The sequence below is a fragment of the Flavobacterium sp. FlaQc-48 genome (genome assembly GCF_044007335.1).
GTDB lineage: Bacteria > Bacteroidota > Bacteroidia > Flavobacteriales > Flavobacteriaceae > Flavobacterium.
Window position 1 is genome coordinate 199,305 of sequence record NZ_JBIPCR010000006.1, and the last position, 24,794, is coordinate 224,098.

A 24,794-nucleotide genomic window follows, 5' to 3' on the forward strand; every position below is an offset into this window, starting at 1 on the left:
GCTTAAAGCTTGATTAAAGAAATTGGCTTAACCCCAGTCGCTCAAATTTAACCTTATATTTTAGAACATAATTATTCCATTCTTGTTTATAATTTTCATTATTATAAATAGTCGCCGCGTAATCTACAACTTCTTCACTAAAATGATTTCCAAAAATATTTTCCAAATATTGTATTCCGGAATCTATTACCCGTTTTAAGACCACTAATTTATCCTTTCCGTTTTCTTTACAAACCTTATCGAGCCATAATCCTTTCCCAATTTTTACATATTCTTCGAGTAAACTATCGGTAATAAATTCAGAAGGAATATCATTGATGTCCGGTTCATGCTTTCCGTTTTTAAATGTCGTTAAAATCAATTCTTCAGAATAAAATTCACTTGGAATAAGCGAAATCAATGTTCCGCTTTTAGCCGCTTTTAAACAAAGTTCTTTTGTTATAAATTCATCCGGTATTTTCTGAATCGCAAATCCATCTTTGGTTACCAATTTTTCGCAAAGTTCGGGCGTAATAAATTCCTGAGAAACATATGGCAATGCGTGAAATGTAATATTTAATACCAACTCACACATTTCTAAAGTTTTGTATTGAGGCGGAACCAATTTTAAATCTCTATAATTTGACTTCACCCTATTTTGCCAATATTCATACGTATTTGCAGGCGGATTATTTTGTTTTAAAACCCATTCTCCATTTTCCAATTCGCGCTTTAGTTCTTCAAAAGTTTCTATTAAAGGATTATCGAGATGTTTACGTAATTCAGTCGAGATCACATTTTCATCTAAGTCATCATCGTATTCGCAATCATTTTTTGGGTTGAAATCATTTGCTCTGTCATTATAATAAAACAAATCATTTTTTCGCTCTGCAAAAGTGGTATTATGATCTTCGACTATAAAAACCGGAGCTTCAATAACGCCTGAGCATTTAAAATTTCCATGATTATACGAAGTCATCACCACTTCTTTGGCTTTTACATTTCCTATAATCTCTACATAAGAACCGCCTAATAATAAACTCTGGCAATCAACATTTCCGTTTATAAAAACATAAGGTCCGTAATCGCCTTCGGCATTTATAATGGTTCCGGATGTAGAGAAATTTCCGTTTATTAAAATTCCTTCAATTCTTATTTCATCGATTTCTTTTAATGAAAGATTTAAGATCTTGGCAAGCCATTTTTTCTCTTTATCGTCATAAAGATCGAGATAGAAGTTGCCTTCAAAATTAACATCTTCGTTCGATACTAAAAAGAAATCCTGATCTTCCCATTCTTCAAAATAATCAAATCCTTCATGATCGATTAAAAATGGAAATTGCGATTTTACTTCTTTTATTGTTATTAGTTTAAAGTTTGATTTCTGCATTTTTATTTTTTTTATTGAAACGAACTACTTCCTTTTTTTATTAATTGACCATTGTCGCCAAATATTCTGCTTACATACTAAAAATCAATTATATACATTTCATTGCTATTGTTTTTTTTATACCTAAAATCAAATTGCCATAAGAAAATCGTGTATTTATATAAAGAATTATAACCATTCGGCTTTTATGTACTTTGTACAATAATTTTTTAGATGATCTCCAAAATCGATTAATATAGCCGATCCGTTGTTTTTAATTTCTTCTATCACAATCGCTGTTGCATGTTCCATTCCTTCATGATCCTGAGCTGCCAGATCAAAAATTATATTATTTGTTTTTGACAGTACTGCATACAATGAGAGTAATTTTCTATGATTTCCTTCCAATCTATTGATTTCTGTCTTTTTAGTAATCCAATGCGTTTCATAAATCTTTTTAGCAAACTTACTCCTTGGTTTAATATTTCTAAATAAATATTCACCTACTGTAGTCGGGAAATAGTTCATTCTAAATTTTGATTCCCTAAAATGTTTTACATAAGTAAGAGGTTTACTGATAATAACATTTTCATGTTTTTGTTTTCCGGTAAAAATAGGGGCTATTTTTTCTTTGATTTCTTCAAGATAAATTTGAGGATCTAAATGAATTAAAACCAACTCCCCTTTTCTTAATTCAAAAGGCGGAATAAAATATTGATCCATTTTTATTCCCTTGCTGTCAATTATTATTTCCTGCATTTTAATGTTGATTTGTTAAACTATTTTTGTTAATCAAGATTACACAATTCCAGATTCAAAATCAAAAATAGTCAGAAAAATTGTATTTTTACAATCTTGGAAACAATTTACAAAATGTATCTCACAAGTACAGACTTGTTTTCTACCAAAACCAAAAAATGTAAAAGAATTTTAAATATCTTTGAATTATGAGCACAGCAAAACCAAAACATATCGGCAGAAACATTAGCCGAATCAGAGAGCTTAGAGATATGAAGCAGGAAGCTCTTGCACAAGCAATTGGCACTACACAACAATCGATCTCTATCATTGAAGGAAGTGAAAGCGTTGATGATGAAAAACTAAAAGCAATTGCAGAAGCTTTGGGTGTACCTGCTGATGTAATAAGAAACTTTTCTGAAGAGGCTGTTTTTAATATTATTGGGAATACATATGACAATGGTTCTTCTTCTGTAAATCATGGATGTACATTTAATCCTTTAGATAAACTTATTGAATCATATGAGGAAAATAAAAAGCTTTACCAACAATTAATTCAGGCTGAAAAAGAGAAAGTTGCTTTTTTGGAGAAGTTGTTGAGCGAGAAAAAATAATTTCTACTAAAGATATATTTATAGAAAAACCGAAGTTTTAGATGCTTCCGTTTTTTTATGGGTTTTATTTTCTGAATTGATCATCATTGCGTGCACGGTTGCAAATTCGCACCATCAGGCTTTTAAAAGATGGCTTATCATTATGCGATTGTTTGCAAACAATAAGTGTTAGAAAAAACGCTCTGAAAGAGCCTTAGCAATAGCATGGCGCGAAGCGCCATGAACAAAAACAAATTCTGCGTAAGCCCTGTAAGGGCGAAAGCCTCAACTTAAAGGAAAGACTCATTAAATATTACTCATTTATTGAAAAACGCGACCAATTGCTCTATGATAGCTTTTGCCCTTTCAGGGCGATATTCGTAGTTAACTTAGTTCGTAGTGCGTTGCACTACGCTAATGCTTTGAGGCTTTCAGCCTTTTTTTTAAAGATTTCGTTTTATATATATCGTTTTAATTTGTCTGATTTCGTCTACTCCATTACGTAAATTAATTTTGGCGCACCGGCATCATGTTCTGCAACGGCCATATAAAATGGTTTTTTCAAGTTTAGTTTTTCGAATAAATTTTCTTTATTCGCTTTTTCAAACAATTGATTTATTTCTATTAATGCTGTCGCTTCAAATAGTTCATAAATAGTATTTACATCACTAAAGTCATCAAAGTTATTTTCTTCTCCCTGTATATTTTCTGTTAAATGATATAAAGTAGGCGAAACAAAAGCTGGTAAAGACGAAATAGTATCTAAATATACCATTTGATCCTCGCTAATTTTAAACGTTGATAATTCTAAATCAGAATCATCAAAATCAACAGCAAAAGCTTCTAATTCCCCGCCATACAAACCACCATGCTCAAAATAAATCATATTGAAACTTTTTTTGATATCGTTATTATATTTTTCAGCAAGCCAATAGGTATCAATATTCGATTTTAAATCTTCAAACATCAGGTTAATGTTATCTTTTCTGTCCTGATCTTTCCATAAATTATAAAAAGAACGATATGTTTCATTTTCTGATTCTTCTAAATCTTGGGTGACAACTGCATTAGCTTCCTTTTCAACTTCTTTTAAGTTCCCTATAATTAAATCATTAATTTTTCCCATTCTGATCGTTTTTTAAAATTAGGATTAGTGCAGCAATATACAAAATACCAGAATTTGCAAACTGTTTTTCTCTGTTGAAAACAATAAATTTCTCGTAAATGGGAGTTCGCGTGAGGGATAGAGGCGGTATCCTTTTATGAAGTGGAACGGAATAAAAGATATAGCCGAAAGCCCGACCCGGAGGGGCACGCCATTATTGAGATGCTGAGTTTTTGAGTGGCTAAGATTCTAAGATTAAAAAAATCTGCAATCTTTATCGAGCTACTTACAGTGATTTTTCGTTGCTTAGAATGACAAGATTGTGTAAAAGCTTTGTGTACTTTGCGTAAACCCTAGCGTTCTTTGCGGTTAAAAAACATAATAAAATTAAAAGAAAAAATCTGCTTAATCTGCGAGAGAAAAATTCCCAAACAAATAAGAAAACTTTAATAAATCAATCTTATGCCACTTCTGTAAAAATCACTAATTTTGAAATTCGAAGTTCAAAACTCACATTATTATGAAATATCATCAAATAAACAGCGCTCTTTTTGTAAAAAATCGCAAAAAATTCACGGCAGAAATGAAACCTAACAGTGTTGCCGTTTTCAACTCAAATGACATTTATCCGGTTAGTGCTGATAGTACTTTGCCATTTGCTCAACATAGGGATATTTTTTATCTGAGCGGTGTCGATCAGGAAGAAAGTATTTTGCTTTTGTTTCCGGATGCGCCTTATGAGAACCAAAAAGAGATTCTTTTTCTAAAAGAAACCAACGATCATATTGCAGTTTGGGAAGGCGAAAAGTTAAGTAAAGAACGCGCATTTCAGGTTTCGGGAATCAGAACGGTTTATTGGCTGCAGGATTTTCATAAAATTTTGAACGAAATGATGACGTATGCCGATACGATGTACATTAACACCAACGAACATTACCGCGCAAGTGTTGAAACTGAAACCCGCGAAGCCCGTTTTGTAAAATGGTGGAAAGAGCGTTACCCTGCACACAATGTAGCCAAAAGCAACCCGATTTTGCAACGCATTCGTTCTGTAAAAGAAAGCGAAGAGATTGATTTGATTCAGCAGGCCTGTGATATTACGGAGAAAGGTTTCCGCAGATTATTGTCATTTGTAAAACCAAATGTTACTGAATATGAAATCGAAGCCGAACTGGCACACGAATTTATTCGTAACCGTTCTAAAGGTTTTGCTTATACGCCAATTATTGCTTCGGGAAACAATGCCAACGTTTTACATTATATCGAAAACAATCAGCAATGTAAAGCCGGCGATTTGATTTTACTGGATGTTGCGGCCGAATATGCGAATTATTCAAGCGATATGACGAGAACGATTCCGGTTTCGGGGAGATTCTCAGATCGTCAAAAAGCAGTTTACAATGCGGTTTTAAGAGTTAAAAACGAAGCTACAAAAATGCTGACTCCGGGAACGCTTTGGAAACAATATCACGTTGAAGTGGGTAAAATCATGACTTCGGAATTATTAGGCTTAGGTTTACTGGACAAAGCCGATGTTCAAAACGAAAATCCGGAATGGCCAGCATACAAAAAATACTTCATGCACGGAACGTCTCACCACATGGGACTTGACACGCACGATTACGGATTGCTGCATGAACCAATGAAAGCGAATATGGTTTTTACGGTGGAACCGGGGATTTATATTCCGGACGAAAAATTCGGAATTCGTTTAGAAGATAACGTTGTGGTTCAGGAAAAAGGAGAGCCTTTTAACTTAATGCGCAACATTCCGGTTGAAGCAGATGAAATCGAAAGTTTGATGAATTCTTAATAAGGAAAGACTAAAAAGAAGAAAGATTATAGAAGAAAGACGGCTGGCAGAAATGTTAGCCGTTATTTTTTTTCCTGTAGGTGATATAAGTTCATTTAAAATTGAACCGAATAACTTTTTTTTTAACTCGATTGAACTTATACTTTTTATAAGGTTTTAGCTTTTCTTATCTTTGCAATGATAATTTAAAACTCTATTTTGAAAAATATTTTATATAAAAACACCAAAATTTCTTACAATGATTCAGGTCAGGGAACTGCAATTGTACTGCTTCACGGCTTTTTAGAAAACAAAAAAATGTGGAGAGATTACGTTGATTTTTTCTCAGAAAAATACCGAATTATCACAATTGATTTATTGGGTCATGGCGAGTCTGATTCTTTGGGATATGTGCATTCTATGGAGGATAATGCCAATGCAGTTCAGGAAGTTTTAAAACAATTAAAGATTGAAAAAGCGACAATTGCCGGTCATTCTATGGGAGGTTATGTTGGTTTGGCTTTTGCCGAATTATACCCAAAGAACATTAGTAAACTGGTTCTGCTAAACTCTACATCGAAAGCAGATAGCCATGAGAAAAAAATAAACCGAAATCGCGCTATAAAAGCGGTAAAACAAAATTATATAAACTTCGTGAATCTTGCTATTGGTAACTTATTCAGCGAAAACAACAGGGCCAGATTGACTGAAGAAATTGAAGAAGCAAAAATTCAGGCTTTAAAAACACCTTTACAGGGAATTGTGGCTTCGCTTGAAGGAATGAAAACACGAAAAGACAGAGCATCGCTTTTGCAAAAGAACTTGTTTCCTGTATTATTGATTTTGGGCAAAAAAGATCCCGTTTTAAACTACGAAGAAAGTATTGCTCAAATCGAAGGCACAACGGCTAAGCTGGTCTCGTTTGATGACGGACACATGAGCCATATCGAAAACAAAGAAGAATTAAAAACTACATTATTAGATTTTTTTGAATAATGAAAACCAAAAAAGGCTGCCCAAAAATTTTGAACAGCCTTTTTCTCAATATTGGGGGCAAAAATTATAGTTTTGTTATAATGTCTTTTTTAAATTTAGACAAAGTGGCTCTTGTTAATCCAAGATTTGCTTTTGTAGAATCTACGGCCAGGTAAATAAAATATTTACCATCTTCAGAAACGTCTATAATATGTATTTGATCTGTTAGTGTAATTAAGATATCGTTGATTTTTTGATCTAATCCTAAAGCTTTAATAGCGTTTAATTTTGCTTTTACAACTTCTAAATTATAAGCAGATGCTAATTCCGGGTCAAAATTTGGATTTAAAGAAAGTGAGCAATAAGACATTCCTGTTTCAACTTCGGTAACTGAAACTGCAATGAATCCGTTAATATTTTCTTTTAAATCGTTTTGAAAATTTTGTAAAAAATCTGACATGTTTTAATTGTATTTAAATTAATTGTTGAAAATAGTATCCATTTTGCGCAGCAAAAGTCCCATTTTACTTATATCTTTAGAAATGAGCGCCACACAATTATCATTCTGATCTTTATTTGCCACTACAATACCATCGTTGTTTTTAATCATAACCTGTCTAAGATCTCCGTTATTCACATCTTCAGACATTTCTAAACACATTTTTAGGATCATACCAATCATTGCCGCTACATTTCCATCATACTCCAAATTAACAGATTCCAGTAAGATACCATCTATATTAAAACTCAGTCCAGAGTCAACTCCTGTCTCTTCTACAAGTGCATTTAAATCAATCATATTGCTATTTTATCATTTTAAGAAGTTCAAAGATATTTTAATAAACAGAATTGTCCGATAAACACTTGTTAAAAAAAAGGCACACGTAACCATTTGAGTTACTTTTATTTATACGATAGTGTTTCTTTATTTTTAAAATAAAATTGGTAAAAAACAGAAACAAAAAAAGAATATTTATCTAAAAAAAATACAATCTGTTTGAGATATCTTAAATATTATTTTAACATTTATAACAAATTTCGTTTGCAGTAACTTTTTCATAGCTTTGCAAAAAATTTTATTCAAATGAAAACAGTTGACGAATTACGCTTTGACCTAAATGTAAAACTGATGAAGTTTAGAAGATTTCGTTTTGAAAACGGAAGTTTAAACACTTTGAATTCGCAAGAACGCGAAAAGAAAGGCTTTTTCAAAAAAATATTCAGCTAAAAAGCACTTACAAAAACCCCAAATCTACCAAATAACCTTTTTCTACCAGTTCCGCATTATTCCTGATATAATGCGTTTTACCTTCTTTAATCAAAATAATCTGAGACGAAATTTTGATTACATTTTGAAAATTGTGATCTGTGATAATAATTCCCTTTTGAGCTGAATTTGCACGTATCATTTCATTGACCACTTCGATCATCAAAGGAGACAATCCATTATAGGGTTCATCCAGTAAAACAAACTTTGAAGGATTCGAAAGAACGATTTTTATCTCTAAATAGCGCAATTCACCACCAGACAAGTGGCCGATTTTTTTACCCAAAATAGATTGAATAAATTGATCTTCGTTAAAAAAATTTATTTTTTGTTTATCGATCGATAATGAGATCGCCTTTTTTACTGATAAATGATTCGGAATAAAGGGCTCCTGCGACAAATAACTAACCTCGTTGAGTAAAATATTTTTATTGTTTTTTGAAACAGCATCAATCCGGATACATTTATTTGGAGCCGGAATAATTCCGAAAATAATTTTCAGCAAAGTCGATTTTCCGGAACCGTTTCTACCCAGTAAACCAATAATCTGAGAAGTTTCACATTTTAGATAGACATCTGAAAGTATCACTCTCTCATTATATTTCTTCTGAATACCATCGACTTCTAAAATATGCTTTTTCAAAATAATCTCCTGATTAAAAAAGTAATTAATCCAATTAAAACGGTTGTACAAAAAGTCAAAAGATAACTAAAAAGCAAAAGATAAATCTTTGAAATTCCGTTATTCGCATAAAAAAGATATTCATGCTTTCGATATAATTCTTTAAAACCAATACTCATCAAAAAACCAAAACTCAGAAATAAGATAAAAAAATAATCAAAACCACCCCGCAAAACAGCGATAGCACAAACCGTAAGATTTACACCTAAAGTGGTTTTAAAAAACTCAAATATGTTATAAAACTTTCTGATGATTTAATTTATTTTTTCTTCGAAAGGAATGGTAACATCGAAGATTTCATTTAGCAATAATACAATTTCTTCCAGATAATGACTCAAAATTTCTTTGGTCACCGTAAGGTTCAATTCTTTATCTTCCTTAAAACCAAAAGGCAAAAAACCTGACTTTAAGTTTTTAAATGAAATAATCCCAACTTCAATCGGAATTTCTCCTGCCTGTTTTTCAAACATAAACGCATACGCCAGAACCTGAATGATTTTGTCATTTTTAAGCTCCTGAGTTAATCCATTCCATGATTTCAGTACTACATTAGCCTTTTCTACTTTACCTGTCTTATAATCGATAATTCTGATTCTGCCGTTTCTTAATTCAATTCTGTCTACGTTTCCTTTAATCAAAACAGCAAATGGCAAAGCCGGATGAATCAGTTCGCGTGCATACGTTTCCTCCAAAGCAATAATTTTGACTGCATCTCCATTTTTAACAGCCTCCAGTTCCATTCTTAAAAAATTAGACACATTTCGTTTTGCTACTTCAAAAGCCAAAAGGTTTCTTCCTTTTTTGATTTCACCCTCTTTATAAACGACTTTAAACTGTTTTAAAACTTCGGCATCTAGCAATTTGAAACTATTTTCCAGATCACTTTCAGAGATAAGCTTACCAATAAAAGGTTCGTATAAAGCTTTTAATGTTTCGTGAATTATAGTTCCCAGTGTATTTAGGGCAATATTTTCTTCTACTTCTTCGACTTCGCGAATTCTGAGAATCTTTTGAAAATAAAAATCAATAGGATTTCGGATATAACTCGTTAACGCCGATGGAGAAAATCCCGCAACCGCTATTTCTTTTAATCGTTCCATAACAGCTTCAGATTTAGGGACAATCATAGGCTGATAAGCGGTATTAGGCAAAACCGGATTATAAATATCAAAAGTCAGGTTGTGTTTCTTTTGCTTTTCAACTTCGAGTTGGGTAATAAACCGGCTTCGTTCACCCGCATCTAAACCATCATTTTCAGTATTATATATCAAATAGATATTTTTTGCTCTTTGTAGTAAATGATAAAAGTGATAAGTATAAATGGCATCCTTTTCTTTAAAAGTTGGCAAACCTAATTCTCTTTTCACATCATAAGGAATAAATGAATTTTGGGATTTTCCGGCCGGAAACTTTCCTTCATTCATCGAAGTAACAATTACGGTATCAAAATCCAGAACACGACTTTCAAGAACCCCCATAATTTGCAATCCATGCAAAGGCTCCCCTTCAAATGACACTTCTGCAACATCAATGATCTGCTTATATATGGCATGCAAAGTATCTATGTTATCAATATGATGGTGTTGTGTATAATAATTGATCAATTTATTTATCACTTTAAAAACAGCATAGACAAAAGCTTTTGCAATTTTTTCTTCTTCATTATCATTACTAAAATTGCCTTTTATCAAAAGTAAAATTGCCGAAACATTTTCAAGAACAGCAATTGATCCGTTCTGCCATTTCTGAAACAGCATTTTAAACAGTTCTGATGGATATAAATTGAGTTCTGTTAGCCTGTTATGAGTGATAAAAGTATAATTATTCTCTTTTATAATCCTGACCAGATTTCTCGCATTTGCATATGGCTCAACTAAGGGATGAGTGAGTATATCCAGCACATCTTTATAATAAAAAACATAGCTTTCTCCTTTACGGGAAAGCGCATTAGTATGCATTTTAAACAACTTGGCAATCAGTATTTGCGAAGGGTTATTTTTACCGGAATATCCCATTGTTATATTCAAACTTCCTACTGATGAAGGCAAGGAGTATAAAACAGGCATTAATAAATTTTCTTCACCAAGAACAATAGCCACTTTATCAAGAGCGGCAGTTGGATTTTCAAGGATTAAATTTTCAATTATACTGCCTGCAAGCTTCGCCTGGCCAATTGTTTTTGGAGTTCCTATTACCTGGATATTTTTAGACTGCGAAAAATCATCAACAATCCATTCAAAAATATTTGACTTATAATGCTTCCAGCTTTCTTTAAAACGTCGAACAAAAAGCCCTGCGTCGTGATAAGGGTCATTTAGAAAAGTCTGATCAGCATCCCAATAAATTTTAGCCTGATCCAACGCCATAAGATGTTGTACAATTTTTTCTTCGGCGGCATTTAAAGCATTAAATCCGGCAAAAATAAAATGGCGATTTGAAATCGTATTCGAAAAGTGATTGAGATTATTTACCGCTTCTCTGTAAATCAATCCCTGATATCCTATTGATTTGTTCAGTAAATGATTGTACAACGACTCATAATATAAAGGAAGAAGTTTCCAGAAATCAATATAGTTTTCCAGCAGTTTAGTTTTATTTTCTACTTCAATTCCCCATTTTTTAATATCTTCAATATCTTTCAAATAAGACAAAACGTGGTTGGGGTCTAATAAGTAGCGATCGATTTCATTAAAATCCTGCAAAAGTGTTTTAGCCCAGTTGGCAAACAACTCGAATGATTGCTGGTTTTGCTTTTCGGTTACAGAGAGATAGACTTCATAAAACTCAAACAACAACTCGATTGAATCAACAGATCTGATAGATGCCACATCTTGTACAAAATCTTCTATACTAGTAATTTCGGGACAAAGAATCGTTTCGGAAGTTGCATTTTTCAATGCTTCTATTAAAAAAACTTTAGCTCTTTTATTAGGCAGGACAATGGTAGTTTCAGCAAGTTTATGCGAATAATCCTGAATTACTACATTTGCGATTTTTCCGAGAAAAGAAGTATTTATCATTTGATAAAAATAAAAAAAGCCATTCAATTAAGAATGGCTTTTAGTATTTATTTAGAAAGTAAATTAGATTTTACCTTGGTATTTAGAACCAATGTGTCTAATTTCTGTTCTTCTGTTTTGTGCTTTACCTGCAGCAGTTTTGTTACTAGCAACTGGTTGAGACTCACCAAAACCTTTAGATACTAAGTTATCAACATTAACTCCTCTTTCGATCAAAGCGTTCATAACAGCAGCAGCTCTGTCTTCAGAAAGTTTTTGGTTCAATTTGTCAGAACCATCACTATCTGTGTGACCTTCGATACTGAATTTCGCGTTTGGATAGTTTTTAAGGATTTCTTTGATAGCATCTAATCTAGCTGGAGTTTCTTTGTCACCAGTTTTGAAAGTAGCTTTTCCTGAGTTAAAGTAGATTGCTCTAGCCTGAACTTTAAGATCTTCTAAAGCTTCGTTAGTTACTTCAGGACAACCTCTGTTACTAGCAGGACCGTAAACTGTAGGACAATCATCATCTTTATCAGCAACACCGTCTTTGTCAGCGTCTAAGAAAGGACAACCACCATTTTCTTTAGGACCAGCAACTGTAGGACATTTGTCATCTTTGTCTGGAACACCGTCTCCGTCAGTATCAGGACATCCGTTGAATTGTTTTGGACCAGCAACATCTGGACAAGCATCATCTTTATCAGCGATTCCGTCTCCGTCTTTGTCTGGACAACCGTTTAATGCAGCTAAACCAAATTCAGTAGGACAAGCATCACTAGCGTCAACGATTCCGTCTCCGTCAGTATCAGGACATCCGTTGAATTGTTTCAAACCAGCAACATCTGGACAAGCATCATCTTTATCGTAGATTCCGTCTCCGTCAGTATCTTTACCTCCGAATTTGAAAACTAGACCTGCAGTGTGTTGGAAAACTGATTTATCTCCTTGACCATCAGCAACAGCCCATTTGTACTTTGTAGCAAGCTCAAGACCAATTGCATCTGTAAACCAGAAAGTTATTCCAGCACCTGGATTAACTGTACCAAAACTCTCATCACCGAAGAAAGTATAACCTCCACCAACAGATAACGAAGGATCAACCACTTTAGATTTGATTAATTCCTGGAAGCTATATTTAATAGTAGCATCTATTCCATAATACATCAAATCACCAGGATTAGTTACAACATTTCCTCTTCCGTCATGCCCTGGAGCAGTTGGAGCGAAAGTTACAAATTTATCAATTTTGTTTACAGATCCTTGTAAACCAACTGAGAATCCACTACCAACATATCTATTTACACCAATGTAAGATAAAGAAGGAAGAATATTCCAGTTGTCTTTTACAGCGAATGGTTGCGAAAAGTGTTGATCAAAGAAACCACTTCCTGCACCAGAACTGGTTCTAGTGTCAACGGCATTAACTCCAAAAGAGATAGCCCATGGATTGTTACTGTCTTGTGCGTGAGAACTTAAACCCATCACCATCATCACAGCAACTAAAAGTTTGTTAAGATGTTTCATACTTAATTTTTTTAATTACAATTTAGTTAATTACAAGCAAAAGTAACACCAAATTTTTTAAATACAAAATGAAATGTTAAAAAAAACCTACAAAAATTTCTCTATATGGAAATTATATAACTTTTAACATTTTACCGACAACTTCAAAGGCTGCTATCGCCCTATCTAAATGGTCTTTAGTATGTGCAGCCGATAACTGAACCCTGATTCTGGCTTTTTCTTTAGGCACTACAGGAAAGAAGAATCCGATTACATAAATGCCTTGTTTTAAAAGCTCGTTAGCCATCGTTTGAGACAATTTAGCATCATAAAGCATCACGGGCACTATGGCAGAATCCCCATCAATAATATCAAAACCTGCTTTTTTCATTCCGTCTTTGAAATAATTGGTATTCCACTCTAATTTATCTCGCAATGAAGTATCTTTTTCTAATAATTCAAAAACTTTTATGGAAGCCCCCACAATAGCAGGTGCCAGTGAATTTGAAAACAAATAAGGTCGTGAACGCTGACGCAACAATTCGATTATCTCTTTTTTGGCCGTTGTATAACCTCCCATTGCTCCACCTAATGCTTTACCAAGTGTTCCGGTGATAATATCAACCCTACCCATAACACCTTTAGCCTCAAGCGTACCTTTACCTGTTGCCCCAATAAATCCGGCTGCATGGCATTCGTCTACCATTACCATTGCATCATACTTATCGGCGAGATCACAAATTTTATCTAAAGGAGCAACAAGACCATCCATAGAGAAAACCCCATCGGTAACAATTAACTTAAAACGGGCACCAGCCTCATTTGCTTTAATTAATTGTTGTTCCAGATCTTCCATATTGCTGTTTTCATAACGATAACGAGCCGCTTTACACAGACGAACACCATCGATAATTGAAGCATGATTCAAACTATCTGAAATAATAGCATCATTTTCTCCCAATAAAGGTTCAAAAACACCTCCGTTAGCATCAAATGCTGCAGCATATAGAATGGTATCTTCTGTTCCGTAAAAATCAGCAATTTTTTTCTCTAGTGTTTTATGAATATCCTGTGTTCCGCAAATGAAACGTACTGAAGACATTCCAAAGCCATGTGTATCCATAGCGTCTTTTGCAGCCTGAACAACCTCAGGGTGAGACGAAAGTCCTAAATAATTATTAGCACAGAAATTCAAAACTTTCTCTCCTGTAGAAATGGTTATTTCTGCATCTTGTGCTGAAGTAATAATACGTTCTTTTTTAAAAATTCCGTTGTCTTCAATAGCTTGCAATTCATTTTGCAAATGTTCTTTTATTTTACCGTACATTTTTATTTATTTAAAACGTTAAAAATTAACAACTTAAGCAAAATAGCCTAGTCAAACCCTTAACATCTGATTAATTTTTTCACAAATTTACTACATCGATTTCTGTTCCTATATACACCAACGCTTTTTTTAACACTTTGTACCCTAAATCTTCAATAGCATCCTGATATTCCTGAATTTGCTGCGTATATTTAGAATTAATAACCCCTGTTTTATAATCCAGCAGATATGCTTCTTTAGCCGGAGTTAAAACAACCCGGTCCGGCTTTAAAATCCTTCCTTCTTTCTGAACAATTGTCTGTTCATTCAAAATAGTAAAACTTCCATCAAAACAAACACTTAATTCAGGATGGTTTACAATTTCCTGAATAGATTTCAACACTAAACCAACCTGATCAATTGTAATTAATCCATTTTCGACTGCTTTTGTTATCGCCAGATCCACATCTGATTTATCTTTCACAAAAGCCAAAATCTCATGGACTATATTTCCGTAAGCGATCGCCTCCTGCTGATGCGTGCCCCACATCAAAGCTTCCCGCTGTGCAATTTTAATATTCTTAGGTTTTAAAACTTCTGAAACAACCGGTATCTCTTTCACCAAATCAATTGATTTTGTTGAAACCGAAAGCCTGGTTTTATTTCCAAATTCGTATTCTAATTTCCCCTCATCATAAACACCTTCATGCATTAAATGTTTAATAAAAAAAGAAGCCATATTATTTGGATATTCCCCGTCTTTCCTTTCTTTTAAGGATTGCGAAATAACATACAACTGCTCTTCTGCCCGCGTTAACGCCACATACAAAACATTAATGTTATCTAATAATTCTTCTTGCTTTTTCAAATTAAAAACTGCCGAAGCACTTTCGCCAAAACCTTCAACTGCACTACTATTGTCAATCAAGGCTTTTGGCACATCGAGATTAACATCTTCAGTATCCAGCCATAATTTATCTTTTGGCTTACGATTGTAATCCTCTTCGGCAAATGGCATGATAACTACCGGAAACTCCAAACCTTTCGATTTATGGATTGTCATTATTCGAACTGCATTATTTCCTTCCGGGGACGGAATACTGAATCTCTCCCCGTTTTTATCCCAATAAGTCAAAAAATCAGCTATTCCGGCTTGATTTCTAATATCTCTTTCTAAAACAATATCCAGAAAAAACTGTACATATGCATTTCCTTCTGCCGGAAGAACGAATTTTGCGATTATAATCTCAACAGCTTCGTAAAGTGATTTTTTGCGCACATCTTCAAAAGAAAGCGATACATCAAAAGTTAAAAGCCATTTCTCAAAATCAGTTTCAACTTTCTGAGCCATTCCCTGAGCAATAAAATCATGAACCGGTATTTCGACTGTTGTATTAGAGGCCAAAAAATGCAAAAACTTCGCTTTTGATTCTAAATCGGCACTATTATTCAAATATTTCAGCAACTGAACAATCAAACGAACCTCAGTAGCATTTTGAATCATTAACGTCTCTGAAGACAACAGCGGAATACTCTGCTCTGTCAAATAATTTGCAATGGCGATTCCCTGATCTCTCTTTCTGGTTAGAATCACAATATCCTTATATTCAAAACCCTCCTGAATTACTTTTTGAATTGTATTTAAAGTTGCCAAAACATAAAGATCTGATTTCTCAACAACTTCTTCTTCATCGGCAAATTCATTTTTTTCAATTATCGGAAGAAAAGAAATATTAACATATCCTCCTTTTTTTGAATTTGATTTTTGAAAACTATGGTTCTCGTACAAATCTTTATAATCATCATTTGAAAACTCAGTCGAAATCAATTTAAAAAAAGCATTATTAAAATCAATTACCTCACTATAACTTCGATAATTGGTATCTAAATGTGCCACTACTTTTTCATGATTAAAAAAAGAAGTCTCTTCTTTTCCTAATTCAATGAATTGCTCCGCCTTTCCTCCTCTCCACCGGTAAATAGATTGTTTTGGATCCCCCACAATCATCAAAGTCCCTTTATTCCCAAAATCATCTTCACCTGAAAGGGAATTATGTATCAGCGGAATCAGATTCTGCCATTGCATTTCTGAAGTATCCTGAAACTCATCAATAAAAAAATGACGGTACTTTTCGCCTAAACGCTCATAAATAAAAGGAGCGGGCTGGTTCTGGATCTCACGATGAATAATGGCATTAAATTCAGAAATAGACAAAATATTTTGTTCTGATTGTATTTTCGCCAGTTCATTGCTCACTGTATTTAGCAGTGAAAGTGGCGTTATATTTTTTAAGAAGGCTTTATAAAAATCTCTTTTTTCAAAGTTTTTATAAATTTTTTCCAAAGTAAGCAACAGTTCCGGAATGAGATTCTCGATTAGCGCCCGGTCTTTTGCTGTTTTATTTATAGCAATATCATCAAACTCATGAAACGTTTTATTGCGGGGATTAAATTTCCCGTCACGTATACTCTCTAAATGATTCGGAAAAGTTCCTCTTGAAAATGACTTCAAATCAATTCCGTTTTTATCAATTAAAGAAAGGGCTTCAGTGGCAAATTGCTCATTCCCGGACTCTAATTCTTTACAAAGAGCCTGCATTTTCTTTTTGATTTCAACGAATTCTTCGATCGATTTATCCTGGAAATGCGAAATCTCATTCCGATTATTTTCATTCAAAACCAATCTTCCGGTTTCTAAAATTTCACGAGAAACATCCCAGCTTTTATCATCATCGGTTTTCTCCATTGTAAAATCGATAAGTAACTTTGTCAACGTTTCATCTTGTCCTGCCTGGGCAATAATAGCATCAACAGCTTCGATCAATAAATTTTCAGTATCCAAAGTGACTTCAAAAGTCATGGGCAGATTAAGATCATGTGCAAAGGCACGAATAACTTTATGGGTAAATTTATCAATTGTAGAAATATCAAATGCAGCATAATTATGAATTAGATGCTTGATGATACTTTGAGATTTTATTTTGATTTTAATTACAGAAAGCCCGGTGTCCCGAGATAAATCTTCCATTAAATCCATCGCTTTTACAGAAGGTTCCTCTTTCGCAAATTCAGACAAACTCCCCACAATACGGCTTTTCATTTCATGAACTGCTTTATTGGTAAAAGTTATAGCCAGAATATTTCTATAAGCATCATTTCTAGGAGAAGAAAGAATAATTTTAAGATATTCCTTCACCAAAGTATAGGTCTTTCCTGAGCCTGCAGACGCATCATAAATTGAAAAAGACGGGCTTTGCATAAGCTTATTTTTTTTGTATTGTAAAAATAGCGTTTCTATTACACTATTAACTGCAAAAGAAACAGGAGAGAGAAAATTTAACTAAAAACCAAAATGAAGTAAAAAACCATGCTTAGAAATAAGCACGAATTCACCAATACTTTTTCCCAATTGAGCACTTTTAAAACACCTAAAACAATCAGATCCAGAACCAACAAAAATGTAATTACAGGAAAACCGATAAAAACAAACGGCAAAACGTCCGGAGGCCCTAAACATGATCTCTGATCAGCCTCAATGCAAAGAACACTAAAAAGCACAAAGCCCAGAACAATACTTAGAAAAGCGACAAATCTAATTACAAAATGCGACTCATTATTCCTGTATTTTTCAAGCATTTATCTCAAAAGATTAAATAACGGTAAATTAAGCCGTTTTTGGAAAGGCTCTTTTATTAAAAACAAGCAATATTCCAACTCCTGTAGAAATTGCCATATCGGCAACATTAAAAATAGCATTAAAGAAAGAAACTTCTTCCCCTCCCCAAAATGGAAACCATGCAGGCAATTGACCTTTCCAGATTGGAAAATAAAACATATCAACCACTAAACCATGAAACCATGTACCATAAGGTTCAGGCGAAAAAAGCGTTGCCAGTTTACCATGACTGTCATCAAAGATAACGCCGTAAAAAACAGAATCAATTATATTTCCGGCCGCACCGGCAAAGATCAATGCGATAGCTACAATCAAATACGCAGAGTGACGCTTCTTTACAGAATCAGCCAGCCAATATCCGATTCCGAAAACGGCAAAAATCCTAAAAACTGTCAAAATCAATTTTCCATATTCCCCAGGTATTTTTGTTCCCCAGGCCATTCCTTCATTTTCAATGAAATGAATTCGAAACCAATCAAAAATCTTAACTTCATTATCAGGATAATCTAATGTAAAGTTTGTTTTTACATAAATTTTTGAAAGTTGATCGATAATTAAAACTAAAAATATAAGGAAATATGCTTTTCTTAATGACATTTTATACAATTTTGATGGGCAAAAGTAACAATTTAATCAAAAAAAACGCTCCTTAAGGAGCGTTAATTGTTTTGTAATAAAACTAAATCACTTTTAATCCAGCTTTAGCCCTAATTGGATTTATTTTTTAACTACAGGTTTAGTTGTTGTTTTGGGAGCATCACTAAAAAATTCAGAGATCGATTTAAGGAATCCCTTTCCTTCTTTTCCCGCTGCTGCTTTTTTAGCCTCAGCCTTTTTAACATCAGCTTTAAACTTAATACGAATTTTTTCAAACTCTTTTATTCTACTTTCGACATCAGAGTTTACTTCCTTGAATTTCAATACTTTAGCCATTGTGTAAGTTTTTTATGTTAAATAAATAAATTATTAATGATTTGGTATTACAATGATACATAATTTAATTTATATTTGTTTATAAAAAATTAACACTTGTTTAGAACAAAAATCATATTTCCCATCCATACTACATAAAAATGAAACGAATTTAACAACTCTCCTCAAATCTTACAAAATATGAATGAAATCACTACTACTCTAAACGACTTTCTGGTTAATACTAAATCTTCTGCCGCATTAATCCTAAATGGAAAAGGAAAACTAATCACATCGCTACATTTAGACTACGGAGACAGCGTTGCTGCAATGAGCGCAGCCATTTTATCGATGAGCGAAAAATTCTTACTGGATCTTGACAAAGGTGCCTTAAAGCAGCTTTTCTTAAAAACTTCAGAAGGAGTTGTCATTGGAAATAAAATCAGCGGAACAAACTTCATTATTGCATTTTCAAAAGACGGAAGCAATCTCGGCTTATTAATGCGGTCAACTGACGAAGTCGCGACAGAGTTAAGCAAGAATTCCCTATTAAAATAACATAAATCTATTAACCACAAACCCCAACAAACTATGAGTAACGACTTTTTAAACGTTTTTTTAAATGAGATGAAAACTAACGTAAACGGCTTTATAGCTGTCGCTGTAACCGAAATCGAATCAGGATTAAGTTTTGGAAATTTAACAATAGACCCGGGTTTTGACCCTGAACTTGCAGCGGCTTACAATCTGGAAGTTGTAAAAGCAAAATTAAGCGCCGTAAAAGCCTTAAATTTAAATCAGGATATAGAAGATATTCTGATTACCCTTTCAAATCAAATTCATATTATCGACATCTCTCCGAATAAAAAATTCATGATCTACCTTGCTGCAGATTCTTCAAAAGCAAATTTAGGAATGACAAGAGCTATTTTAAGAAAGCACAAATTAGAGTTAGAAAAAAACTTAGCTTAACACTGAGCTTGTTTCTCAATTAGAACTGTCCGTAATTAAAGGCAGTTCTAATTAAGAATATTTTTTTTTACCTCAAAACCCACTCGCACTTTCTTCTTACAAAACAAAGAAGCCTTTACTCATGCACTTCTTCATGAATTATAATCAAATTCTTTCAAAATACAAGCAGGCAAAGTTTCTTCAGTTCGATTAAACATTAAACAAAAAAAACGCCCCTAAAAGGAGCGTTTATCTATCAGGTTATGATATTATCTTTGCAGGTTTTTAGCCTCGATACTCATTGTAGCATGAGGAACGATTTTTAGCCTTTCTTTGCTAATTAATTTACCTGTTACTTTACATATACCATACGTTTTATTTTCAACACGGAATAGCGCGTTTTTTAGATCACGGATGAACTTTTCCTGTCTGATAGCCAACTGCGAGTTCGCTTCTTTTGACATGGTTTCACTTCCTTCTTCAAATGCTTTGAAAGTTGGAGAAGTGTCATCTGTACCGTTATTTAAATCATTCATGTAAGCACTTTTTATTAAATCCAGATCGGCTTGTGCTTTTTGTATTTTATTTTGTATTATTTCTTTGAACTCCGCTAAATCAGCGTCTGAGTATCTTGTAATTTCATCTATCATCGTATTTATATTATTTTGAAATTAATATCATAGTTTTAATATCATCAAACTCAATTTCTATGCCGCTTTCTAAAGCATCCACAAAAACCAAATCGTCTGTTAATGTCTCAGATTTAATATAATCTTCATTTTTTAGAATTGCATCTTCTAAAAGACCACTTCTTTTAATTTGTACCTTAATTTTATCAGTTACTTCAAATCCGGAATCTTTACGGATATTCTGAATTCTGTTCACCAATTCTCTTGAGATACCTTCATTTTTTAATTCTTCAGATATTGTAATGTCAAGCGCAACCGTAATTCCATTAGAATTTGCAACCAGCCAACCTTCAATATCCTGTGATGTTATTTCGACGTCTTCTAGTGATAAAGTTACGTTATTTCCAGCAATAACAATATCTAACGTTCCCTGCTTGTCTAATTGATTAATCTGCTCTGCAGAAAAACCCTGTATTTCTTTGGAAATCAAGCCCATATCTTTTCCAAAACGTGGCCCCAAGGCTTTAAAATTAGGCTTAATTTGCTTCACTAAAATACCTGAGTCGTCATCTAAAAGCAGAATTTCTTTCACGTTTACCTCTGCTTTTACAAGCTCGGAAATAGCTAAAATTTCAGCTCTCTGATTTTCGTCAAGTACCGGAATCATTACCTTTTGCAAAGGTTGACGCACTTTAATCATTTCCTTTTTACGAAGTGATAAAACCAAAGATGAGATGGTTTGAGCCTTCTGCATTTTGCTTTCTAACGTTTTATTAACAAAGTTTTCGACAAATTTTGGAAATTCAGCCAGGTGAACACTGCTATATTGCTCAGTTCCGGTCGAACTGGTTAAATCCCGGTACAATTTATCCATGAAAAAAGGAGCGATTGGAGCGCTTAATTTACTGATCGTCAAAAGACAAGTATAAAGCGTTTGATAAGCTGCAATTTTATCATGGGCATATTCTCCTTTCCAGAAACGACGACGGCATAAACGAACGTACCAGTTACTCAGATTTTCCTGAACAAAGTCAGAAATAGCCCTTGCTGCTTTCGTAGGCTCATAATCTTCATAACATTCGTCAACGAATTTTATTAACGTATGCAATTCAGACATAATCCATTGATCGATTTCAGGTCTTTCGTTTAACGGAATCTCTGCTTCAGCATATTTAAACCCATCAATATTAGCATATAGTGAAAAGAATGAATATGTATTATATAAGGTTCCGAAGAATTTACGACGAACCTCGGCAATTCCTTCAATATCAAATTTTAAGTTATCCCAGGGATTTGCGTTTGAAATCATGTACCAGCGTGTGGCATCAGGACCGTATTCTGCAATTGTTTCAAAAGGATCTGTTGCGTTTCCTAAACGTTTCGACATCTTTTGTCCGTTTTTATCCAGTACCAAACCATTCGAAACTACGTTTTTATACGCTACTTTATCAAAAACCAAAGTTCCGATCGCGTGCAGGGTATAAAACCATCCACGGGTCTGATCGACACCTTCTGCGATAAAATTCGCAGGAAAATCTTTGTTCTCGTCGATTTTGTCTTTATTTTCAAAAGGATAATGCCATTGTGCATACGGCATTGCACCTGAATCAAACCAAACATCAATTAAATCGCTTTCGCGTTTCATTGGCTGGCCTGAAGCCGAAACCAAAGTAATCTGATCGACAACATTTTTATGTAAATCGATTAAATCATAGTTGGACTCAGCCATATTTCCGATTTCAAAACCTTTAAACGGATTTTCTTTTTGAAAACCAGCTTCGATAGATTTCTCGATCGCGTTGTATAATTCTTCAACAGAGCCAATAAGAACTTCTTCTTTTTTGTCTTCGGTTCTCCAAATTGGCAACGGAATACCCCAATATCTAGAACGAGATAAGTTCCAGTCGTTGGCATTTTTCAGCCAATTTCCAAAACGTCCCTCACCAGTAGACTTAGGCTTCCAATTGATAGTTTCGTTCAGGTCGAACATTCTATCTTTTACATCGGTTACTTTTATGAACCAGGAGTCTAGCGGATAATATAATAACGGCTCATCAGTTCTCCAGCTGTGTGGATAACTGTGTACGTATTTTTCAACCTTAAAGGCTTTATTTTCTTCTTTTAATCGAATAGCAATTTCAACATCTACAGAACGCTCCGGTGCCTGTCCTGCATCATAATATTCGTTTTTCACATATTTACCAGAAAGGTCACCCAAATGCGAAGTAAATTTTCCTTGTAAATCTACCAGCGGCACTGCTGTTCCGTTTTCGTCCAGAACCAACATTGGCGGCACTTCCGGCTTTGCTTCTTTTGCTACTTTAGCATCATCAGCACCAAAAGTTGGAGCGGTATGTACCACTCCCGTTCCGTCTTCTGTAGTAACGAAATCTCCGGCAATTACCCTAAATGCATTTTCAGCATTTTGATAGGGTAGTACATAAGGCAATAATTGCTCGTAACGTATTTCAACTAAATCAATTCCTTTTGCTTCTGCCAGGATTTTGTACGGAAGTTGTTTATCTCCATTTTTTACTTTGTCGAAATCAGCATCATCTTCGCTTGCAAAAAATCCTTTCCCGAATTGTTTTCCAACTAAATTCTTAGCCAGCACTACATTTACAGGCTCAAAAGTATATTGATTGAAAGTTTTTACTAAAACGTAATCGATTTTTGGACCAACTGTCAAAGCGGTATTCGATGGCAATGTCCAGGGCGTAGTCGTCCAGGCCAAGATGTGAATATCTCCAAATCCTTGTAAAAATGAAGGCAATGTTTCCGGCAATGTTTTAAACTGAGCTACAATCGTAGTATCTGTAACATCACGATATGCTCCTGGCTGGTTTACTTCGTGAGAAGATAATCCAGTCCCTGCTTTTGGAGAATAAGGCTGGATTGTGTATCCTTTGTACAACAAACCTTTATCGTAGATTTGTTTCAAAAGCCACCAAACCGATTCCATATATTTGGGTTTGTAAGTTACATACGGATCTTCCATATCTACCCAATATCCCATTTTTTCGGTCAAATCATTCCATACATCGGTATAACGCATTACGGTTTTTTTACACGCTTCGTTATATTCTTCGATAGAAATCGTTTTACCAATATCTTCTTTTGTAATTCCAAGTTCTTTTTCGGTACCTAATTCTACAGGCAATCCGTGCGTATCCCATCCGGCTTTTCTTTTTACCTGAAAACCTTTTTGAGTTTTATATCTGCAAAAAATATCTTTAATCGCACGTGCCATCACGTGGTGAATTCCCGGTAAACCATTTGCCGAAGGCGGACCTTCAAAAAACACGTAAGGCTCAGCACCTTCGCGAGTTGTTACGCTCTTTTCAAATATATTTTCTTTCTTCCAAAAATCAAGTACTTCAGACGCTACCGTTGGCAAGTCAAGTCCTTTGTATTCAGTAAATTTTGTGCTCATTTTATCCTTTTCTTAATCGAGGTGCGAAAGTAAGGAATTTTGAGGAAAATAGATAAAAGATGACAGAAAAAAGAGCGAGGCAATGAAATTTCAGGTAGATTCCGCAAAAAATACCAGCTGTTTTTAAAACTTACGAGAAAACTTCCTTTAAAACATCTAAAGATTTTGGTTTTTTAAATCCATCCAAATGAAGACTATAGTAATCAATTAGAATTTTTAAGAGAATTTGTCTTTCTACTACATGAAAAACCTTTTGATCATTTTCGAATTTTAAGTCGATCAATTTTCGAAACAAATTAGTTTCATGATCACTCAAAGCAGTTGTACCATGAAATACCGTAAAAACGCCATCATTCATTTCAAAATAAGGCAAATCTACCTCTGAAACATCGGGGTAGAAACCTAAAAATTTGGTTATTTCCAGAAGTAAAATCAAATGAAAATTCGAAATTTCGTCATGATGATCCAGCCAGCTTAATGCCGTTTCTAAAAAAATAAAAAGCGGCTCATTTTTTTCCTCTTCCTGAATTGAATAATGCAACATCTCCGACAAGAACATTACCATAGTACTTTTTACAATATCAGTATGAATACTTTGAAACGGAACTGCCGATTTGATTTCTTTAAAATTTTCTAACGTGCCTTTATTTTTATGAACTGCTTCAATTTCAAGAATGGACAAGGGTTGAAAATAAGCAATTTTCTGACTTGCTTTTCGAGTAGAAAAAGCATCCCGCACAAAATAAGACTTCAAGCCATTTGAAAGCGTAAAGCATTTGACAATCAGGCTTTTTTCCTGAAATTTCAACGAAGAGATTACGATTGCTTTTGTTTTGACTAACAATTTTTTTGTTTTTTTTGTTTCAGGTTTCAGGCTTAAAA

Annotated in this window: 22 protein-coding genes; 7 read left to right on the forward strand and 15 right to left on the reverse strand. The window is 34.0% G+C overall.

Features of this window, described 5'->3' with window-relative positions; translation table 11 throughout:
- Window positions 1-13: 13 nt before the first annotated feature.
- Both ACHRWY_RS12225 and ACHRWY_RS12230 read right to left on the reverse strand, forming a co-directional pair.
- Window positions 14-1,369, reverse strand: a complete 1,356-nt coding sequence (locus ACHRWY_RS12225; protein ID WP_395354904.1) for a polymer-forming cytoskeletal protein — start codon at window positions 1,367-1,369, stop codon at window positions 14-16.
- A 168-nt stretch (window positions 1,370-1,537) separates the two neighbouring features.
- Window positions 1,538-2,107: a hypothetical protein gene (locus tag ACHRWY_RS12230; protein ID WP_395354906.1), complete on the reverse strand. Its 570-nt coding sequence runs from the start codon at window positions 2,105-2,107 to the stop codon at window positions 1,538-1,540.
- Between the two features lie 188 nt (window positions 2,108-2,295).
- On the opposite strand from ACHRWY_RS12230, the gene ACHRWY_RS12235 reads away from it, so the two are divergent.
- The gene (locus ACHRWY_RS12235) at window positions 2,296-2,700 is read left to right on the forward strand and encodes a helix-turn-helix domain-containing protein (RefSeq protein WP_395354907.1); all 405 of its coding nucleotides are present in this window, start codon (window positions 2,296-2,298) and stop codon (window positions 2,698-2,700) included.
- A 469-nt stretch (window positions 2,701-3,169) separates the two neighbouring features.
- Here ACHRWY_RS12235 and ACHRWY_RS12240 read toward each other — a convergent pair whose 3' ends face one another.
- Window positions 3,170-3,805, reverse strand: coding sequence for a hypothetical protein (locus tag ACHRWY_RS12240; protein WP_395354908.1), 636 nt, complete (start codon window positions 3,803-3,805; stop codon window positions 3,170-3,172).
- A gap of 499 nt (window positions 3,806-4,304) precedes the next feature.
- Between ACHRWY_RS12240 and ACHRWY_RS12245 the strand changes: the two genes are divergently transcribed.
- Both ACHRWY_RS12245 and ACHRWY_RS12250 read left to right on the forward strand, forming a co-directional pair.
- Window positions 4,305-5,597 carry an aminopeptidase P family protein gene (locus ACHRWY_RS12245; protein WP_395354909.1) on the forward strand — a complete coding sequence of 431 codons (1,293 nt, stop codon included), beginning with the start codon at window positions 4,305-4,307 and terminating at the stop codon, window positions 5,595-5,597.
- A 198-nt stretch (window positions 5,598-5,795) separates the two neighbouring features.
- On the forward strand, window positions 5,796-6,572 hold the full coding sequence (locus ACHRWY_RS12250) for an alpha/beta fold hydrolase (protein WP_395354911.1): 777 nt from the start codon (window positions 5,796-5,798) through the stop codon (window positions 6,570-6,572).
- A 64-nt stretch (window positions 6,573-6,636) separates the two neighbouring features.
- Here the strand turns inward: ACHRWY_RS12250 and ACHRWY_RS12255 are convergent, their stop codons facing one another.
- Both ACHRWY_RS12255 and ACHRWY_RS12260 read right to left on the reverse strand, forming a co-directional pair.
- Window positions 6,637-7,011: a hypothetical protein gene (locus ACHRWY_RS12255; protein WP_395354913.1), complete on the reverse strand. Its 375-nt coding sequence runs from the start codon at window positions 7,009-7,011 to the stop codon at window positions 6,637-6,639.
- Window positions 7,012-7,029: 18 nt separating this feature from the next.
- A complete protein-coding gene (locus tag ACHRWY_RS12260) occupies window positions 7,030-7,350 on the reverse strand; it encodes a hypothetical protein (protein WP_395354914.1) in 321 nt (106 codons plus the stop codon).
- A gap of 285 nt (window positions 7,351-7,635) precedes the next feature.
- Between ACHRWY_RS12260 and ACHRWY_RS12265 the strand changes: the two genes are divergently transcribed.
- Window positions 7,636-7,779, forward strand: a complete 144-nt coding sequence (locus ACHRWY_RS12265) for a hypothetical protein (protein ID WP_395354916.1) — start codon at window positions 7,636-7,638, stop codon at window positions 7,777-7,779.
- Window positions 7,780-7,786: 7 nt separating this feature from the next.
- On the opposite strand, the gene ACHRWY_RS12270 is transcribed toward ACHRWY_RS12265, so the two are convergent.
- The 5 genes from ACHRWY_RS12270 to ACHRWY_RS12290 all read right to left on the reverse strand — a co-directional run bounded on the left by ACHRWY_RS12270 (window position 7,787) and on the right by ACHRWY_RS12290 (window position 17,570).
- On the reverse strand, window positions 7,787-8,461 hold the full coding sequence (locus ACHRWY_RS12270; protein WP_395354918.1) for an ATP-binding cassette domain-containing protein: 675 nt from the start codon (window positions 8,459-8,461) through the stop codon (window positions 7,787-7,789).
- A 293-nt stretch (window positions 8,462-8,754) separates the two neighbouring features.
- On the reverse strand, window positions 8,755-11,520 hold the full coding sequence (locus ACHRWY_RS12275) for a PD-(D/E)XK nuclease family protein (RefSeq protein WP_395354919.1): 2,766 nt from the start codon (window positions 11,518-11,520) through the stop codon (window positions 8,755-8,757).
- A 63-nt stretch (window positions 11,521-11,583) separates the two neighbouring features.
- Window positions 11,584-13,026 carry an OmpA family protein gene (locus ACHRWY_RS12280; RefSeq protein ID WP_395354921.1) on the reverse strand — a complete coding sequence of 481 codons (1,443 nt, stop codon included), beginning with the start codon at window positions 13,024-13,026 and terminating at the stop codon, window positions 11,584-11,586.
- A 112-nt stretch (window positions 13,027-13,138) separates the two neighbouring features.
- Window positions 13,139-14,332: a glycine C-acetyltransferase gene (gene kbl, locus ACHRWY_RS12285; RefSeq protein ID WP_395354923.1), complete on the reverse strand. Its 1,194-nt coding sequence runs from the start codon at window positions 14,330-14,332 to the stop codon at window positions 13,139-13,141.
- Window positions 14,333-14,411: 79 nt separating this feature from the next.
- Complete coding sequence (locus ACHRWY_RS12290) at window positions 14,412-17,570, reverse strand: UvrD-helicase domain-containing protein (protein WP_395354925.1); 3,159 nt, start codon at window positions 17,568-17,570, stop codon at window positions 14,412-14,414.
- A gap of 108 nt (window positions 17,571-17,678) precedes the next feature.
- On the opposite strand from ACHRWY_RS12290, the gene ACHRWY_RS12295 reads away from it, so the two are divergent.
- Entirely contained in the window at window positions 17,679-17,837 is a 159-nt protein-coding gene (locus ACHRWY_RS12295; protein WP_395354927.1) for a hypothetical protein, read from the forward strand.
- Between the two features lie 138 nt (window positions 17,838-17,975).
- Here ACHRWY_RS12295 and ACHRWY_RS12300 read toward each other — a convergent pair whose 3' ends face one another.
- Both ACHRWY_RS12300 and ACHRWY_RS12305 read right to left on the reverse strand, forming a co-directional pair.
- Complete coding sequence (locus ACHRWY_RS12300) at window positions 17,976-18,584, reverse strand: lipoprotein signal peptidase (RefSeq protein WP_395354929.1); 609 nt, start codon at window positions 18,582-18,584, stop codon at window positions 17,976-17,978.
- 120 nt (window positions 18,585-18,704) lie between these two features.
- The gene (locus tag ACHRWY_RS12305; protein WP_395354930.1) at window positions 18,705-18,920 is read right to left on the reverse strand and encodes a hypothetical protein; all 216 of its coding nucleotides are present in this window, start codon (window positions 18,918-18,920) and stop codon (window positions 18,705-18,707) included.
- 180 nt (window positions 18,921-19,100) lie between these two features.
- Between ACHRWY_RS12305 and ACHRWY_RS12310 the strand changes: the two genes are divergently transcribed.
- Complete coding sequence (locus ACHRWY_RS12310; protein WP_395354932.1) at window positions 19,101-19,457, forward strand: roadblock/LC7 domain-containing protein; 357 nt, start codon at window positions 19,101-19,103, stop codon at window positions 19,455-19,457.
- A gap of 33 nt (window positions 19,458-19,490) precedes the next feature.
- Entirely contained in the window at window positions 19,491-19,871 is a 381-nt protein-coding gene (locus ACHRWY_RS12315) for a hypothetical protein (RefSeq protein WP_395354934.1), read from the forward strand.
- Between the two features lie 248 nt (window positions 19,872-20,119).
- Here the strand turns inward: ACHRWY_RS12315 and ACHRWY_RS12320 are convergent, their stop codons facing one another.
- From ACHRWY_RS12320 to recO, 3 genes are all read right to left on the reverse strand, one after another.
- Entirely contained in the window at window positions 20,120-20,500 is a 381-nt protein-coding gene (locus tag ACHRWY_RS12320) for a TraR/DksA C4-type zinc finger protein (RefSeq protein ID WP_026983623.1), read from the reverse strand.
- A gap of 10 nt (window positions 20,501-20,510) precedes the next feature.
- On the reverse strand, window positions 20,511-23,912 hold the full coding sequence (ileS, locus tag ACHRWY_RS12325) for an isoleucine--tRNA ligase (RefSeq protein ID WP_395354935.1): 3,402 nt from the start codon (window positions 23,910-23,912) through the stop codon (window positions 20,511-20,513).
- A 130-nt stretch (window positions 23,913-24,042) separates the two neighbouring features.
- Window positions 24,043-24,756, reverse strand: coding sequence for a DNA repair protein RecO (gene recO, locus ACHRWY_RS12330; protein ID WP_395354937.1), 714 nt, complete (start codon window positions 24,754-24,756; stop codon window positions 24,043-24,045).
- Window positions 24,757-24,794: the final 38 nt, after the last annotated feature.